At 68.4% G+C, this 16,655-nt stretch carries 15 protein-coding genes; all 15 read right to left on the bottom strand.

The genetic code is table 11. The features are described 5' to 3' along the window. Positions 1–44 precede the first annotated feature (44 nt). Positions 45–1,985, bottom strand: a complete 1,941-nt coding sequence (locus AC4AMJ_RS06335) for a primosomal protein N' (RefSeq protein WP_489918382.1) — start codon at positions 1,983–1,985, stop codon at positions 45–47. 86 nt (positions 1,986–2,071) lie between these two features. Next, a complete protein-coding gene (metK, locus tag AC4AMJ_RS06330) occupies positions 2,072–3,283 on the bottom strand; it encodes a methionine adenosyltransferase (protein WP_489917546.1) in 1,212 nt (403 codons plus the stop codon). A gap of 150 nt (positions 3,284–3,433) precedes the next feature. Then, positions 3,434–4,708: a bifunctional phosphopantothenoylcysteine decarboxylase/phosphopantothenate--cysteine ligase CoaBC gene (gene coaBC, locus AC4AMJ_RS06325; protein ID WP_489895049.1), complete on the bottom strand. Its 1,275-nt coding sequence runs from the start codon at positions 4,706–4,708 to the stop codon at positions 3,434–3,436. 17 nt (positions 4,709–4,725) lie between these two features. After that, positions 4,726–5,025, bottom strand: a complete 300-nt coding sequence (rpoZ, locus tag AC4AMJ_RS06320) for a DNA-directed RNA polymerase subunit omega (protein ID WP_489895047.1) — start codon at positions 5,023–5,025, stop codon at positions 4,726–4,728. Between the two features lie 67 nt (positions 5,026–5,092). Further along, positions 5,093–5,740, bottom strand: coding sequence for a guanylate kinase (gene gmk / locus AC4AMJ_RS06315; protein WP_489895045.1), 648 nt, complete (start codon positions 5,738–5,740; stop codon positions 5,093–5,095). Positions 5,741–5,786: 46 nt separating this feature from the next. Continuing rightward, positions 5,787–6,101 (bottom strand): integration host factor, actinobacterial type, encoded by a 315-nt coding sequence (mihF, locus tag AC4AMJ_RS06310; protein ID WP_012834141.1) that lies wholly within the window; start codon positions 6,099–6,101, stop codon positions 5,787–5,789. A 476-nt stretch (positions 6,102–6,577) separates the two neighbouring features. After that, entirely contained in the window at positions 6,578–7,414 is an 837-nt protein-coding gene (pyrF, locus tag AC4AMJ_RS06305) for an orotidine-5'-phosphate decarboxylase (RefSeq protein ID WP_489917545.1), read from the bottom strand. Continuing rightward, positions 7,411–10,746, bottom strand: a complete 3,336-nt coding sequence (gene carB / locus AC4AMJ_RS06300; protein WP_489917544.1) for a carbamoyl-phosphate synthase large subunit — start codon at positions 10,744–10,746, stop codon at positions 7,411–7,413. Before carB ends, pyrF begins: the two co-directional genes overlap by 4 nt. Next, a complete protein-coding gene (gene carA / locus AC4AMJ_RS06295; RefSeq protein WP_489917543.1) occupies positions 10,746–11,918 on the bottom strand; it encodes a glutamine-hydrolyzing carbamoyl-phosphate synthase small subunit in 1,173 nt (390 codons plus the stop codon). Before carA ends, carB begins: the two co-directional genes overlap by 1 nt. Further along, complete coding sequence (locus AC4AMJ_RS06290; RefSeq protein WP_489895036.1) at positions 11,915–12,523, bottom strand: PH-like domain-containing protein; 609 nt, start codon at positions 12,521–12,523, stop codon at positions 11,915–11,917. The genes carA and AC4AMJ_RS06290 overlap by 4 nt, the downstream gene beginning before the upstream one ends. Next, on the bottom strand, positions 12,520–13,830 hold the full coding sequence (locus tag AC4AMJ_RS06285) for a dihydroorotase (protein ID WP_489895034.1): 1,311 nt from the start codon (positions 13,828–13,830) through the stop codon (positions 12,520–12,522). The genes AC4AMJ_RS06290 and AC4AMJ_RS06285 overlap by 4 nt, the downstream gene beginning before the upstream one ends. Positions 13,831–13,844: 14 nt before the next feature. Next, entirely contained in the window at positions 13,845–14,798 is a 954-nt protein-coding gene (locus tag AC4AMJ_RS06280) for an aspartate carbamoyltransferase catalytic subunit (protein ID WP_489900864.1), read from the bottom strand. Further along, on the bottom strand, positions 14,798–15,418 hold the full coding sequence (pyrR, locus tag AC4AMJ_RS06275; protein WP_489900863.1) for a bifunctional pyr operon transcriptional regulator/uracil phosphoribosyltransferase PyrR: 621 nt from the start codon (positions 15,416–15,418) through the stop codon (positions 14,798–14,800). The genes AC4AMJ_RS06280 and pyrR overlap by 1 nt, the downstream gene beginning before the upstream one ends. 127 nt (positions 15,419–15,545) lie before the next feature. Continuing rightward, complete coding sequence (gene nusB, locus AC4AMJ_RS06270) at positions 15,546–15,992, bottom strand: transcription antitermination factor NusB (protein ID WP_489917542.1); 447 nt, start codon at positions 15,990–15,992, stop codon at positions 15,546–15,548. Positions 15,993–16,002: 10 nt separating this feature from the next. Then, positions 16,003–16,566: an elongation factor P gene (gene efp / locus AC4AMJ_RS06265; RefSeq protein ID WP_489917541.1), complete on the bottom strand. Its 564-nt coding sequence runs from the start codon at positions 16,564–16,566 to the stop codon at positions 16,003–16,005. Positions 16,567–16,655: the final 89 nt, after the last annotated feature.

Below are 16,655 nucleotides of genomic sequence, written 5' to 3'. Positions count from 1 at the left end.
CATCCTGCCCTGCGGATCCGACCGGCTGACCCGATCCCCGCAACTCATCCGATCGTAGGGGGATCCACCTGGACCCGGATCGGACCCGTCTCGTGGTGGGTGTTGCGGCCGACCTGCGCGCTGACCAGGGCCGCCGCGAGCTGCTTGCCCTCACGCCGGTCCACCCGCAGCAGCACCCGCTCCACCTCGCCGTCGAACGCGTCACCCGAACCTGCTGGGGCCCGTACGCCCGCGGGAAGGGGCACCGGCCCGAGTGTCTCCCCACTCGCCGGGAGCCGGACCTTCTCCACGAACTGCGACACGGTGCTCGGCGCACCGTCGATCGAGGCCATGGTCACGGCGGGCGGAAAACCCAGCTCGGCTCGCTCGCCCAGTTCCTGATCGGCGAAACCCACCGGATCCCAGCGGATCAACGCCTGCACGGGAAGCAGTCCGGCATCCGCGACGATGACGACGGTGCCGCCGTCGTCGCGTGCTCGCACCAGCGACCCGACCGCCATCCAGCGGCGAACCGCGTCCTCTCCGGCACGCAGATCCGCGCGATCGAGCTGCGCCCAGGTGTCCAGGACGACTGCTGCACCGTACCCGCTCGCGACCGTCGGTTCCGCGCCCGGCGTCGCCACAACGACTCGTGCACCGGGCTCGATCGCATCGACGACCGTGGAGCCGCCGGAGGTGATGATCGGCACGCCCGCGAAGGCACGGCCCAGCTCCTCGGCGGTACGTCGGGCACCGGTGCTGAGCGCACGGACCTCGGTGCCGCCGCACTCGGCGCACCGGAACGTCGGCTCCGGCCGTCCGCACCACCGGCAGGACAATGAGCCGCGGGCGTCCAGCTGCAGTGGGCCGTGGCAGGACCGGCACCGGGCGTGTGCCCGGCAGCGCGCACATGCCACCGACGGGATGTAGCCGCGCCGCGGGACGCTGAAGAGCACCGGAGCATCGGCCGCGATCGCCGACCGGGCCGCCTCGAACGCGATACCCGGGATGCGTGCGGATCGCGCCAGCGGGTCACCGGCGATGCGCCGGTCCTCGTCACTGAGCCCGAGCACGCGGGCGGTCCGGGCGCGAACGGTGTTCCGATCGGCGACGAGGTCATGCGCCCAGCCCGCGGTGACGAGCGAATGCGCCTCGGTGGTACGGGCGAACCCGCCGATCACCAGTGCCGATCGCTGCAGGTGTGAGCGCAACACGGCGACCTCGCGGGGATGGGGGTACGGCGCGCGGGGCTCGTTGAGGCTGTCGTCGCCGTCGTCCCAGATCACGATCAGGCCCAGGTCATGCACCGGCGCGAAGACGGCGCTGCGCGTGCCGAGTACCACGTCCGCGCCGCCACGGCGGGCCGCCAGCCACCGGCGGTAGCGGGCGGTGGGGCCCAGCCCGGCGGCCAGCGTGACGCAGCGATCCCCGAACGACGGCGCACACGCCCGCTCCAACCGGTCCAGATCGCGTTGATCCGGGACCACGATGATCGTCCCGCGCCCGGCGGCCGCTGTGGTGGCCGCGAGTTCGGCCAGGCGAGCGGGCCAGTCCTCGCCTGCCGTCGCCTGCCAGACGGCGCGTGGTTGGCCGGAGTGCAGTGAGGCGACGAACGAGTCGGCCATCGGATACGTCCGCCACGCCGAGAGGTCCGGTTCGGCCACGGCCGGTGAGATCGGACCGGCGGGCGTCTCCTTCTCGGTGCGCGCGTGACGCGGCGGGATGGCCAGGCGGATCACGTCGGACATGGTGCCGGCGTAGCGGTCGGCGACCGCCCGGCACAGCGCGGCGAGGTCGCCGTCGAGCACCGGTTCGGGTGATACGACCCGTTCCAGCCAGCCGAGTTTACCGACGTGGTCGCTCTCCGCGACACGCTCGAGCAGGTATCCGTCGACGAGGCGCCCGGAGAAACGGACGCGGACACGCACGCCCGGGACCGCCTGCTCGTCCTGTTCGGCGTCGATCAGGTAGTCGAAGGGTCGGTCGAGGTGCGCGAGCCCGAGCATGGGCAGCACCTTGCCGACCGGCAACTGCGACGCGGACACACGCGAACCACCCCGGGACGTCACAGCGGCAGTCGGACGGGCGCGGCTCAGAGGCCTGCGGCGGCCCGCAGCTTCTCGGCGCGGTCGGTGCGCTCCCACGGGAGGTCGACGTCGGTGCGGCCGAAGTGGCCGTACGCGGCAGTGGGGCCGTAGATGGGTCGCAACAGGTCGAGGTCGCGGATGATCGCGAGCGGCCGGAGGTCGAAGATCTCCGAGATGACCTTCTCGATCACCGCGGGATCGACCCGCTCGGTGCCGAAGGTCTCCACGAACAGTCCGACCGGGGCCGCCTTGCCGATCGCGTAGGCGACCTGGACCTCGATGCGTCCGGCCAGACCGGCGGCCACCGCGTTCTTGGCAACCCACCGCATCGCGTAGGCCGCGCTGCGGTCGACCTTCGACGGGTCCTTGCCGGAGAACGCGCCACCGCCGTGTCGGGCCATGCCGCCGTAGGTGTCGACGATGATCTTGCGTCCGGTGAGCCCCGCATCGCCCATCGGGCCACCCAGGACGAACTTGCCGGTCGGGTTGACCAGCAGTCGGACGTCGGAAGTGTCGAGTCCGGTCAGTGCGATATCGGCGAGAACCGAATCGAGCACCTTGGTGCGGATGTCGGGTGCCAGCATGTTGTCGAGGTCGATGTCGGCGGCGTGCTGGGTGGAGATCACCACGGTGTCCAGGCGCACCGGCTTTTCTTTGTCGTATTCGATGGTGACCTGGGTCTTGCCGTCCGGGCGCAGGTACGGCAGCACACCGGACTTGCGGACCTCGGTCAGGCGACGCGACAGGCGGTGCGCGAGGGCGATCGGCAACGGCATCAGCTCAGGCGTCTCGTCGGTCGCGTAACCGAACATCAGACCCTGGTCGCCGGCGCCCTGGCTGTCGATCTCGTCCTCCGAGATGCCGCTGCGGCTCTCGTGCGAATTGAACACGCCGCCGGCGATATCGGGCGACTGGGCGCCGATCGCGACGTTGACACCGCAGGACGCACCGTCGAATCCCTTGGTCGAGGAGTCGTAGCCGATGTCGAGGATCTTGGCGCGCACGATGCCCGGGATGTCGACGTAGGCCGTGGTGGTGACCTCGCCGGCGACATGCACCTGTCCGGTCGTGACGAGGGTCTCCACGGCGACACGGGCCTTCGGGTCCTCGGCGAGCATCGCGTCGAGGATCGAGTCACTGATCGCGTCACAGATCTTGTCGGGGTGCCCCTCGGTGACGGATTCGCTGGTGAACAGGCGTGACGCAGAGGTGGTCATCTGATCCTCTCGGCTCTTTCCGGGCCCGGGTGCGGGCACGTTCGACGGCATCTGCCGTTGATTGTCTCTACTGAACGATGGTTTTGCACTACGGGACGAGACCGCAGCGAACGCGTTCCAAACTACACATCGGTGACCGGCGGTGTTTCGTCAGGCCGTGTCGTGATCGCTGCGTACCAGGGCACGGACCTCGTCAAGGATTCTGCTCGACATGAGTGTCTTGGATCCGAACGGGAGCGCGGTCTCGGTGCCCGTCGCGGAGAGCAGCCAACCGGTGTTGTCCTCGGTCCCGAACGCCTTGCCCTCACCGACCGCGTTGACCACCAGGAGATCGCACCCCTTTCGGTGCAGTTTGGTGCGCCCGTGGTCGAGCACGCCCCCGGTCTCGTCGCCGGTCTCCGCGGCGAATCCGACGATCACCGTCTCGGCGGGGATACGGCCGGCGTCGCGGCTGGTGACGAGTCCGCGCAGGATGTCCGGGTTGGTGGTGAGCTCGATCGGCGCCGGCCCGTCCTCGCCCTTCTTGATCTTCGCGTCCGCCACCGAGATCGGCCGGAAGTCGGCGACGGCGGCGGCCATGATCACGACGTCGGCCTCGGCAGCCCGTTTGGTCATCTCGTCGGAGAGTTGTTCGGCGCTCGACACCCGGACGATGTCGACACCCGCAGGATCGCCCGGGTCGGCGGTCGAGCCCGCGACGACGGTCACGGTGGCGCCACGCTGGGCGGCCGCGCGCGCCAGCGCGAAGCCTTGCTTGCCGGAACTGTGATTTCCGAGATAACGCACCGGGTCGAGGGGTTCGCGCGTACCACCGGCGCTGATCACCACGCGCACACCTGCGAGGTCGTAGGGCAACGCGTCGGGCCGGTCGAGCAGGAGTTCACCGATCATGGCGATCTCCTGCGGATCGGGTAGTCGGCCGGGACCGCTGTCGGTCCCCGTCAGGCGGCCGGACGCCGGGGTCATCACGGTCGAGCCGTGTGCGCGCAGCGTCGCCACATTGGCCTGTGTGGCGGGATGCTCCCACATCTCGGTGTGCATCGCGGGCACGAAGAGCACCGGACAGCGGACCGTCAGCAGCGACGAGGTCAGCAGATCGTCCGCACGCCCCGAGGCCGCCCGGGCCATCAGGTCCGCGGTCGCGGGGGCGACGATCACGAGATCGGCGCCCTGCCCGAGACGCACGTGTGCCACCTGATCGACGTCGTCGAAGACGTCGATGGTGACGGGATTACCGGTCAGCGCCTCGAAGGTGGCGGCACCGACGAACTTGAGCGCCGCCTGTGTGGGCACCACCCGCACATCGTGGCCGGCCTCGGTGAAGTGCCGGATCACCGAGCACACCTTGTACGCGGCGATCCCGCCGCCGACACCGATGAGGACCCGGCGCTGTGTGCCGGGCGAACTGGTGCGTGTCGTGGCCATCCCCCGCGCCCGAGGTCTTATTCGCCTTCGGTGTGCTCGAGGAGGTCGGAGTGGATCTCCCGCATCGCGATCGACAGCGGCTTCTCCTGCAGCCCGGGCTCGACGAGAGGGCCGACATATTCGAGGATGCCGTCACCGAGCTGGTTGTAGTAGTCGTTGATCTGACGCGCACGCTTGGCCGCGTAGATGACCAGCGCATACTTCGACGACGCGCGCTCGAGCAGTTCGTCGATCGGCGGATTGGTGATACCCAGCGGGGTCTCATATGCCGGTGCGTCGGCAATCTCGGTCAGGTCGAAATTCGTCGGGGTGCTCACGCAATCTCCTGCATCACTGTGCTGTGGTGACGACGACCTGCTGCGAACGGCAGGTCGTCGGCTCTTCTCAAACGTCTGAGGTCGACTGTCGGGCGGAAGTCGGCGGCGTGGTCGACTCGTCGGACCCGACCAGCAAGGATACCAACTCGGAGGCCACCTGGTCGACTTCGCGATTCACGAGCACGTGATCGAACTCGTTTTGTGCCGCCATCTCGGTGCGCGCGGTCTCCAGTCGGCGGGCCACGACCTCGTCCGTCTCGGTGCCACGACCACGGAGCCGGGCCTCCAGATCGTCCCATGTGGGAGGGGCCAGGAACACGCTGATCGCCTCGGGCAGCCGGCGGACCACGTTGCGGGCACCGACCAGGTCGACCTCGACGAGAACCGGCAGGCCCTGCTCCAGCGCAGCGACGACGGGGTCCCGCGGGGTGCCGGATCGCTGCAGGCCACCGTGGATCTCCGCCCACTCCAGCAGCGCGCCGTCGGCGATCATCCGGTCGAACTCGTCGGCGCCGACGAAGTGGTAGTCGCGACCATCCACCTCACCCGGCCGGGGCGCGCGCGTCGTCGCGGACACGCTGAAGTGCATCTGCGGGAGCATCTCACGCACCTTGGCCACCACGGTGGACTTCCCCACGGCCGAGGGGCCGACCAATACCACCAGTCGGCCCCTCGTGCTCGCGGTGTGCGGCTGCTCGGGTGTCGGGCGGGTCACCGCCGAACCTGTGCCGTCATCACGCTCGGCTGTTCGTGTCGCTCGATCAGGAGCTGAACTTCTCGAGCAGCGCCTTGCGCTGGCGATCGCCGAGACCGCGCAGGCGACGCGTCGGTGCGATCTCCAGTTCGGTCATGATCTCCTGCGCCTTGACCTTGCCGACCTTCGGCAGGGCCTCGAGCAGTGCCGAGACCTTCATCTTGCCCAGGATCTCGTCGTTCTCGGCGTCCTTGAGCACCTGCTTGAGGTCGGTGCCGCCGCGCTTCAGGCGTTCCTTGAGCTCGGCGCGGGCCCGCCGAGCGGCAGCTGCCTTCTCCAACGCGGCAGCGCGCTGCTCGTCTGTCAACTGCGGAAGGGCCACGGGTTCCTCCGTCTTTCGTGTCTTCGATTGGAAAGTCACCAGGTGCCCGAGGGCTCCTGATGGCGGTTTGTCGCCTGCACGACCGTGGCGGTCGCGATGAGCGGTGCCACCGCCGCCGAATGATGCGGCGAAAGCGACCGTACCCACGTGAGCAGGCATTTGCGAGTGCCACCCCTTCGAAATCCAGGAAATCGAGTGTTGTAGCGTCCCTCGCCCCTCGAACCTAGCCGACTGTCCCGACACGCGTTGATCGCAGGCCCCTGACTTCGGCTTTTGTTGAATCGATGCAGGTCAGCGCCCCGTCCGTCCGGCCGTCCGTCAGGCCGCCTCGACGGCACGGCAATTTCAGCCCCTGCCAGCGCTGATACACGTGTGACGCAAGTGAGGACCAGGATTTTTGAGGAATCAGATTCACCGTCGCGCGTGTCGCGCCACCCCGCGCCGTCCACCGCAGCTCCCACGGACACCTCGCGGGCTCAGCCGAACGCTGCCTCGACCTCGTCGCGCGCGGTCTCGAACGCCGAGCGCAGCGCCCCGACGTCCGGCCCGGCCCGCAGCACACCGCGACTGCTGGCGGGCAACACCCACTGCGTGTCGGCGCCCGCGAACACCTCGGGAAGGTCGGCGGCCGTCGCGCCCTGTGCACCGAGCCCGGGCGCGAGGATGGGCCCGTCGAGTGCGGAGAGGTCGAGACCGTGCGCGCGCGTCGCACCGACGACGAGTCCGACCGTCGCGGTGGCGTCGGCATTCTCGGTCGCGGCGGCATCCACGATGCTCTGGCCCACGCCTCGCCCGCCCGTGTCGGCGAGTTGGATCTCCGCGCCCTCGGGGTTCGAGGTCCGCGCGAGCACGAACACTGCCCGATCCCCCTCCCGCGCCGCGGTGATCGCCGGCGAGAGCGATCCGAATCCGAGATAGGGCGACACGGTGACCGCGTCGGCGCACAGAGCCGAGGAGTCGTCGAGCCAGGCCGACGCGTACGCGGCCATCGTGGAGCCGATGTCGCCCCGTTTCGCGTCCGCGAGAACGAGCGCTCCGGACTCCTGGCAGCCGCGGATCACCCGTTCCAGCACACCGAACCCGGATGCCCCGAACACCTCGAAGAACGCCACCTGCGGCTTGATCACCGCGGCGACGGGCGCCAGCGCCTCGACGCAGATCTGCGCGAACCGCGACAGCCCGTCCGACGACATCGGGAGGCCCCACTGCTCGAGCAGCTCGGGGTGCGGGTCGATACCGGCGCAGAGTCGGCCGCGCGCGGAGACCGCGCCTCGGAATCGGGGTGCGAATCCGTGGGCGGGGCTACCGGTCATCCCCGGTTCACCAGTACCGCGTGGCGCCGCTGCAACGACTGCACGTCCATCTGACCGTTCATGGCCGCCTCGATCCCCTGTACGGCCGCGCTGGCGCCCTGCACAGTGGTGATGCACGGGATGTTCACCGACACCGCGGCGCTGCGGATCTCGTAGCCGTCGACACGCGGGCCCGAGTTGCCATACGGAGTGTTGATCACCATGGCGACCTCGCCGGCCCGGATGATGTCGACGATCGTCGGTTCCCCGTCACCGGCCTCGAAATGCTTGCGGACGGTACGACATTCGATCCCGTTGCGCCGCAGCACATCTGCGGTTCCCTCGGTCGCCAGGATCTCGAATCCCAGGTCGTCGAGGTGTTTCACCGGGAAGATCAGCGCGCGCTTGTCCTTGTTGGCGACGGACACGAAGACCGCGCCCGACGTCGGCAACGACCCGTATGCGGCGGTCTGCGACTTGGCGAAGGCGCGGCCGAAGTCGGCGTCGATCCCCATCACCTCGCCGGTCGACTTCATCTCCGGGCTGAGCAGGGAATCCACCCCGCTCCCGTCCTCACGGCGGAAGCGGTTGAACGGCAGCACCGCCTCCTTCACCGAGATCGGTGCGTGCGTCGGTGATTCACCGCCGTCGCCCGTGGCCTCGAGCAGGCCCTGATTGCGCAGCTCGGCGATCGATTCGCCGAGCATCAGGCGTGCACACGCCTTGGCCAGGGATACCGCGGTCGCCTTCGACACGAACGGCACCGTGCGGCTGGCACGCGGATTGGCCTCCAAAACATAGAGCACGTCGTCCTTGAGCGCGTACTGCACGTTGAGCAGCCCACGGACCCCGATGCCCTTCGCCAGGGCCTCGGTCGAGGCCCGCACCATGGCGAGATCGGAGCGTCCGAGAGTCACCGGCGGGAGCGCACACGCGGAGTCACCGGAGTGGATGCCCGCCTCCTCGATGTGTTCCATCACGCCGCCGATGTAGACCTCGTTGCCGTCGCACAGTGCATCGACGTCGATCTCCACCGCATCCTCGAGGAACCGGTCGACCAGCACCGGATGGTCGGCCGTCAACTCGGTGGCACGCGAGATGTAGTTCTCCAGGGACTGCTCGTCGTAGACGATCTCCATCCCGCGGCCACCGAGCACATACGAGGGCCGGACCAGTACCGGGTAGCCGATACGCGCCGCGGTGTCGCGGGCCTCGGCGAAGCTCGTCGCGGTGCCGAACGCGGGCGCCGGCAGCCCGGCGGCGGTGAGGACCTTGCCGAACTCGCCACGATCCTCGGCGAGGTCGATGGCCTCCGGGCTCGTCCCGACGATCGGGACGCCGGCGGCGGCGAGGCGATGTGCGAGGCCCAGCGGGGTCTGCCCGCCGAGCTGCACGATCACGCCGGCCACGGTCCCTGATTCCGATTCGGCTCGGTAGACCTCGAGGACGTCCTCGAAGGTCAGCGGCTCGAAGTAGAGTCGGTCGGCCGTGTCGTAGTCGGTGGACACCGTCTCCGGATTGCAGTTGACCATCACCGTCTCGTAGCCGGCCTCCGACAACGTGAGGGCGGCATGGACGCACGAGTAGTCGAACTCGATGCCCTGGCCGATCCGGTTGGGCCCCGATCCGAGAATCAGCACCTTGGGACGATCCGGTTGCGGCGCAACCTCACTGGTGGCCGCCGGATCGAGTTCATAGGTCGAGTAGTGATATGGCGTCTTGGCCTCGAACTCCGCGGCACAGGTGTCCACGGTCTTGTAGACCGGATGGATTCCCGCCCCGAGCCGGAACTCGCGCACCGCGGCCTCGTCGGCGAAATCGTCACGCAGCGCAGCGATCTGCCGGTCGGAGAAGCCGGCGCTCTTCGCCTCGCGCAACAACGCCTCGTCGAGGGAGTCCGCGTCGCGGATCGCGGAACCGAGCGCGGCGATCCCGCCGATCTCGGCCAGGAACCACGGGTCGATGGCGGTCGCCTCGTACAGTTGCTCGATCGACGCACCGGCTTCGAAGGCGAGCATCAACCCGTAGAGGCGGCCGTCCTTGGGCACCCTCAGCGACTCGAGCAGGCCGTCGAGGTCGATGCTCGCCGGATCCGGCCGGTTCGGTTCGGTCCAGAAGCCCGCGGCCTTGGTCTCCAGCGAGCGCATCACCTTGCCGAGCGCCTCGGCGAAGCTGCGGCCCAGGCTCATCGCCTCGCCCACCGACTTCATGGTGGTGGTCAGTGTGTCGTCGGCGCCGGGGAACTTCTCGAAGGCGAAGCGCGGCGCCTTGACGACGACATAGTCGAGCGTCGGCTCGAAGCAGGCAGGCGTCTCCTTCGTGATGTCGTTGACGATCTCGTCCAGGCTGTACCCGATGGCCAGTTTCGCGGCGATCTTGGCGATCGGGAAGCCGGTCGCCTTGGACGCCAGTGCCGACGAGCGCGACACCCGCGGGTTCATCTCGATGACGACGAGCCGCCCGTCACGCGGATCCTGTGCGAACTGGATGTTGCAGCCGCCGGTGTCGACGCCGACCTCACGCAGGATCGCGATCGAGAGGTCACGCATGATCTGGTACTCGCGGTCGGTCAGGGTCATCGCCGGCGCGACGGTCACCGAGTCGCCGGTGTGCACACCGACCGGATCGAGGTTCTCGATCGAACAGACGACCACCACGTTGTCGCGGTTGTCGCGCATCAGCTCGAGCTCGTATTCCTTCCAGCCGAGGATCGATTCCTCGATGAGCACGTTGGCGGTCGGGGACGCGGCGAGACCTCCGCCGGCGATGCGCTCGAGGTCGGCCTCGTTGTAGGCCATACCGGAACCCAGTCCGCCCATGGTGAACGACGGCCGCACGACGACGGGGTACCCGAGTTCGGCGACGGTGTCGCGGACCTCGTCCATCGTGTGACAGACCGCCGAACGCGCGCTCTCGCCGCCGACCTTGGCGACGATGTCCTTGAACATCTGCCGGTCCTCGCCGCGCTGGATGGCGTCGAAGTCGGCGCCGATCAGCTCGATGTCGTACTTCTCCAGCGACCCACGGTCGTGCAGGGCCACGGCCGTGTTCAGTGCGGTCTGCCCGCCGAGGGTGGCGAGCACGGCGTCGATGGGATGCCCGGCGTCGCGTTCGGCCTCGATCACCTTCTCCACGTACTCCGCGGTGATCGGTTCGATGTAGGTGGCGTCGGCGAACTCCGGGTCGGTCATGATCGTCGCCGGGTTCGAGTTCACCAGACTGACGCGCAGGCCCTCGGCCTTCAACACCCGGCACGCCTGGGTGCCCGAGTAGTCGAACTCGCACGCCTGGCCGATGACGATCGGGCCGGAGCCGATCACGAGGACGTGGGAGATGTCTGTACGGCGCGGCATCAGGCACTCGCTCCTTGTGCTGAGCCACCCTCGAGCCGGGTGACGAACTTGTCGAAGAGGTAGGCGGCGTCGTGCGGGCCGGCCGCGGCCTCGGGGTGGTACTGGACGGAGAACGCTTGTCCGGACAGCAGTTCCACACCCTCGACGACGCCATCGTTGGCGCAGACATGACTGACCCGGGCTCGACCGAAGTCGGTGTCGAACTCCTCGCCGGCCTCCCCCTCGAGCGCGAAGCCGTGGTTCTGCGCGGTGATCGACACCTTGCCGGTGACATGATCGATGACCGGGATGTTGATCCCCCGGTGCCCGAACTTCATCTTGTAGGTGCTGCGACCGAATGCGCGGCCGAGGATCTGGTTGCCGAAGCAGATCCCGAAGAGCGGCACTCCCTCGCCCAGCACGCCCCGGGTCAGCTCGACCATGGCGTCGGCGGTCGCCGGATCGCCCGGGCCGTTGGACAGGAACACCCCGTCCGGTTTCAGGTCGGTGATCGCATCGAGGCCGACAGTGGACGGCAGGACGTGCACCCGGACACCGCGCTGACCGAACATCCGCGGGGTGTTGGTCTTGATGCCGAGGTCGAGGGCGGCGACCGTGAAGCGCGCCTCGCCATACTCGGGTTCGACCACATAGCCGGAATCGGTCGTGACCTCACCGGCGAGGTCGGCCCCCTTCATCTCCGGCTGGCTGCGCACGCGGGCGACCAGCTCGTCGTCGCCGGCCAGTGCCGCCCCGGAGAAGATCCCGGCCCGCATCGACCCGTGGTCGCGCAGTACGCGGACCGCGGTGCGGGTGTCGATCCCGGCGATGCCGACGATCTCCTGGCGGCGCAGCTCGTCCTCCAGCGACGTGGTGGCCCGCCAGTTCGACACGCGCCGAGTGGGATTGCGGATCGCGTAACCGGCAACCCAGATCTTGCCGGAGTCACCGACAGACGAGTCACTGCCGGCGCTACCGGTGCTCTCCCCGTCTTCGGTGTTCCACCCGGTGTTGCCGATCTGCGGTGCGGTGGCGACCACGATCTGACGGTGATAGCTCGGGTCGGTCAGGGTCTCCTGGTACCCGGTCATCGCGGTGCAGAACACCGCCTCACCGAGCGTCTCACCCACCGCCCCGTACGGGAGCCCACGGAAGACCTGTCCGTTCTCCAGCACCAGAACTGCTGTGCTCATTGATCTTTCCCCTGTTCGATGTGCTCGGGTCCCGACCCTGCCCCTTCGGTTTCGGTGTCTCGGGCGTCGGTGTTCCCGGGTTCGGCGACGTCGGTGTGACCGTCGGCGGTGTCGGGGCGCGGGTCCTCGGTCACCCAGCCGGGATAGCTGCTCTTGTCGTCGGCGCGCACGCCGGAATCGATCTCGGTTCCACTCGGTAGCACCCAGCGGATCACCAGCACACCGTCGGCGGTCATCACCTTGCCGGCCAGGCCTCGTTCGGTGCGGATCGCGGTGATCGACGGTCGCGGTATCCAGATGTCGGATGCGCCCTGTCGTTCGATGAGAATGCCTTGCGGATAGGACGAGATCGCGGCGGCGGCCCGGTCACCGAGATCGCCGACGGCGACCCGGTCCTGCCAGCTCGGTGCGATCGTGCTGCCGACGTAGAGCCCGGAGTCCGGTCCGCGTGTGGGGGCCGGCAGGCCATCGGGCACCGCGGGCGGGGTACCGATCAGGTCGGACTGCCGACGGCCCCGGTTGCGCCAGCCACGCATGACCAGAGCGATCAGCCCCAGCCATACCAGCACCACGATCACCACGACGACGACCTCGAACCCGCTCATCGGGCGACCTTGCCGTCGCGGGCGGTCACGACCCCGCGCAGCACCGTCGCCGAGACCGTCGCCGGCATCGTCATCGCCTCGAACGGCGTGTTGGTGGACAGGCTCGCGAGCTCGTCACCATGGACCACCCAGGATGTGTCCGGGTCGACCAGGGTGAGGTTGCCCGGTTCGCCGACGTCGATCGGGCGCCCCTGATCGGTGAGTCCGACGATCTGTGCGGGACGCTCACTCATCACTCGCGCAACCCCACGCCAATCCAGCAGACCGGGGGTGACCATGGTTTCGACGACGATGGCCAGCGCGGTCTGCAGGCCGAGCATGCCCGGGCGTGCCAGGGCGAACTCGCAGGCCTTCTCCTGCGCCGCGTGCGGCGCATGATCGGTTGCGACGCAGTCGATCACACCGTCGGCGAGCGCCTGGCGCAGCGCCATCTTGTCGCGGGACTCACGCAGCGGCGGATTGACCTTGTTCACCGGGTCGTACGTGGCCAACCGCGAATCGTCGAGCAACAGGTGGTGCGGCGTGACCTCGGCGCTGATCGAGATTCCCTGTGCCCGCGCCCACCGCACCAGTTCGACGGTGCCCTCGGTGGAGGCATGGCAGATGTGGACCCGGGTGCCGGCGTCGCGGGCCAGCAATGCGTCGCGGATGACGATCGACTCCTCGGCCGCGCGCGGCCACCCGGTCAGGCCGAGCCGAGAGGCGTTCGGGCCCTCGTGCGCGATCGCTCCCACCGTGAGCCTGGGCTCCTCGGCGTGCTGGGCGATGAGCACGTTCAGGCTCTTCGCATACTCGAGTGCGCGGCGCATCAGCAGCGGGTCGTCGACGCACTTGCCGTCGTCGCTGAACATGCGGACCCCGGCGGCGCCCGCGGCCATCATGCCCATCTCGGCGAGCTGAGTGCCCTTGAGCCCGACCGTGACCGCTCCGACCGGGTAGACGTCGACGAGGCCGACGTCACGTCCGGTGCGCCACACGTTGTCGGTGACCGTGGAGTTGTCGGCCACGGGATCGGTGTTGGCCATCGCGAACACCGCCGTGTACCCACCGAGCGCGGCGGCCGCCGACCCGGTGCGGATGGTCTCGGTGTCCTCGCGCCCCGGCTCGCGAAGGTGAGTGTGCAGATCCACGAACCCGGGCAACAGGATCGCGCCGCCACCATCGATGCGGTCCACCCCGTCGGGAGCGGTCAGGCCGGGCCCGATCTCGCTGATCTGTCCGTCGCTGACGAGGACATCGACCCGATCGCCATCACCGTACGGCCGGACGTCGGCGATCAGGACCGAACCGGTTGTCGGAGCACTCACCTTGCCATCTCCACTCACTGAGCTCCTGTGTTGTCTGTGCCGACGAGGAGGCGGAACAGCACCGCCATCCGTACATGCACACCGTTACGGACCTGTTCGAGAACGGTCGCCCGCGGCGAATCGGCCACCGAGTACCCGATCTCCATGCCGCGCAACATCGGACCGGGATGCAAGATCACCGCGTTGTCGGCGAGCAGCGCCATCCGCCGGTCGTTGAGTCCGTATCGGACCGAGTACTCGCGGGCACTCGGGAAGAATCCGCCGTTCATCCGCTCCGCCTGGACACGCAGCATCATCACCGCGTCGACCGCCGGTAGTTCGGCATCCAGATCGTGGGAGACGACGACCGGCCACTCCTCGACCCCGACGGGCAACAGTGTCTGCGGCGACACCAGCACCACCTCGGCACCCAGCGTCGAGAGCAGATGCGCGTTGGACCGCGCCACGCGTGAGTGCAGGATGTCGCCGACGATGGCGATCCGCCGGCCCTGCAGACCGCCGAGTCGCTGCCGGAGTGTCAGGGCGTCGAGGAGCGCTTGGGTCGGATGTTCGTGGGTACCGTCACCGGCATTGATCACGTTGGGTCCGGTGGACGAGTCCCCGTCGCCGGACGTCCAGGCAGCGATCTGGTGAGCCGCCCCGGATGCGGGATGCCGCACGATCAGCGCGTCGGCGCCGGCAGCGTGCAGGGTCTTGACGGTGTCCCGCAATGACTCGCCCTTGCCGGCAGAGCTGCTCGACGCGCTGACGTTGATGACGTCGGCGCTCATCCATTTCCCGGCGACCTCGAAGGAGACCCGGGTTCGGGTGGAGTTCTCGTAGAACACGGTCATGACCGTGCGGCCCCGCAGGGTGGGCAGCTTGCGCACCTCGCGTCCGGTGAGGGCCTGTTCGAAACGTTCCGCCTCGTCGAGGAGTTCGGTTGCCTCATCGGCCGACAGATCCTGGGTGGACAGCAGGTGGCGCATCACCGGCCGCCCCCTGTCTCCGGTGCCGACTGGGCGGGCGCGGGACTCAGCACCACCTCGTCGACCCCGTCATGCTCCTGGAGATGCACCGAGACCGACTCGTCCCGCGAGGTCGGGATGTTCTTGCCGACGTAGTCGGCGCGCAGCGGGAGTTCGCGATGTCCGCGATCGACCAGGACCGCCAGCTGGACGGCGGCCGGGCGACCGAGGTCACGCAGCGCATCCAGGGCGGCCCGGACCGTGCGACCGGAGAACAGGACGTCGTCGACCAGGATCACCACGGCATTGTCGACACCCCCGGTCGGGACCACGGTGCGCTCCAGCGGACGGTGTGGCTTCGCGCGCAGGTCGTCGCGGTAGAGGGTGATGTCGAGGTATCCGACGGGCACCTCTGTTCCCGCGAAATCGTTGATCTTCGCCGCCAGACGGGAAGCGAGATACGTGCCGCGGGTAGGGATTCCGATGATGACCACGCGGGGGGCGCCGGGCGCGTCGAGTGCCGTCTTCTCGATGACCTCGTGTGCGACCCGCGCGATGGTCCGGGAGACGTCGGAATCGTCGAGGAGCACCCGGCCCGTGGGTCGGGAACCATCGGTTGGCTGGGCACCATCTGATGACATGGCCATGCCGACCTCCTTCTCCGCCTCGCCGGACGGATCGTTAAAGGATGTCTGTCGCGAAAGACTCTACACGTCGCATCGTCGACGACCGAGCCGGTGAGCAGTGGCGTTCGTCAATGCGGCCGGTTCAGTCACGCCCGGCCGCACGCACCTGCGGCGCGAGCTCCGCGATCTTCGCCAGGACCCCGTTGACGAACGCCGGCGAGTCATCGGTGGAGAGCTCTTTCGCCAACTCCACCGCCTCGTCGACGATCACGACGGGGTCGACGTCGAGGGAGTTGAACAACTCCCAGGTGGCCAGGCGAAGGATCGCCCGGTCGACTGCGGGAAGCCGCTCGAGGGTCCAGCCACGAAGGTGCGAGGAGACCACGGCGTCGATCTGCGGGAGATCGGCGCCGAGGCCCTCGATGACGGTCGCGGTGTAGTCGTGGATGGTGCCGACGCTCTCGTCGTCACGGACATACTCACGACGCTCGCTCACCAGCTGCGTCGGGCTGACGTTCTTGGCCTCCGCCTCGAACAGCAGATCGACCGCACGGCGGCGGGCCTTGTGTCGGGTACCGGGTTGCTTCACGGGATGCGAATCAGGCGTTGACGCGACCGAGATAGCTGCCGTCGCGCGAGTCGACCTTCAGCTTGTCACCGGTGTTGATGAACAGCGGAACCTGGATCTCCGCACCGGTCTCCATCGTCGCCGGCTTGGTGCCGCCGGTGGAACGATCGCCCTGCAGGCCCGGGTCGGTCTGCTCCACGAGCAGCTCGACAGTGACCGGGAGTTCCACGAACAGCGGGTTGCCCTCGTGCATCGACACCTGCACCGTCATGTTCTCCAGCAGGAACCGGGCGCCGTCACCCATGGTGGCCGGCGGGATCGAGATCTGCTCGAAGTCCTGGGCGTCCATGAACACGAAGTCGGTGCCGTCGTTGTACAGGTAGGTCATGTCGCGACGGTCGACGGTTGCGGTCTCCACCTTGACGCCGGCGTTGAACGTCTTGTCGACGATCTTCCCGGACATCACGTTCTTGATCTTGGTGCGTACGAAGGCCGGGCCCTTGCCGGGCTTGACGTGCTGGAACTCCTGGATCTGCCAGAGCTGGTCGTCCATGCGCAGCACGAGGCCGTTCTTGAAATCGGCGGTGGTCGCCATGTGTTCTCTTCCTCTTGTTCGTCGGTCGTGTCGGTGTGGCCCGGTCCGTCTCGTGTCGGCGGTCGTGGGCCGTGCGCCCGTGCCGAGAC

The organism is Gordonia sp. LMA484 (assembly GCF_058129505.1).
The sequence above is the reverse complement of the archived record's forward strand: the minus strand, read 5'-3'. Positions and strand labels throughout refer to the sequence as shown.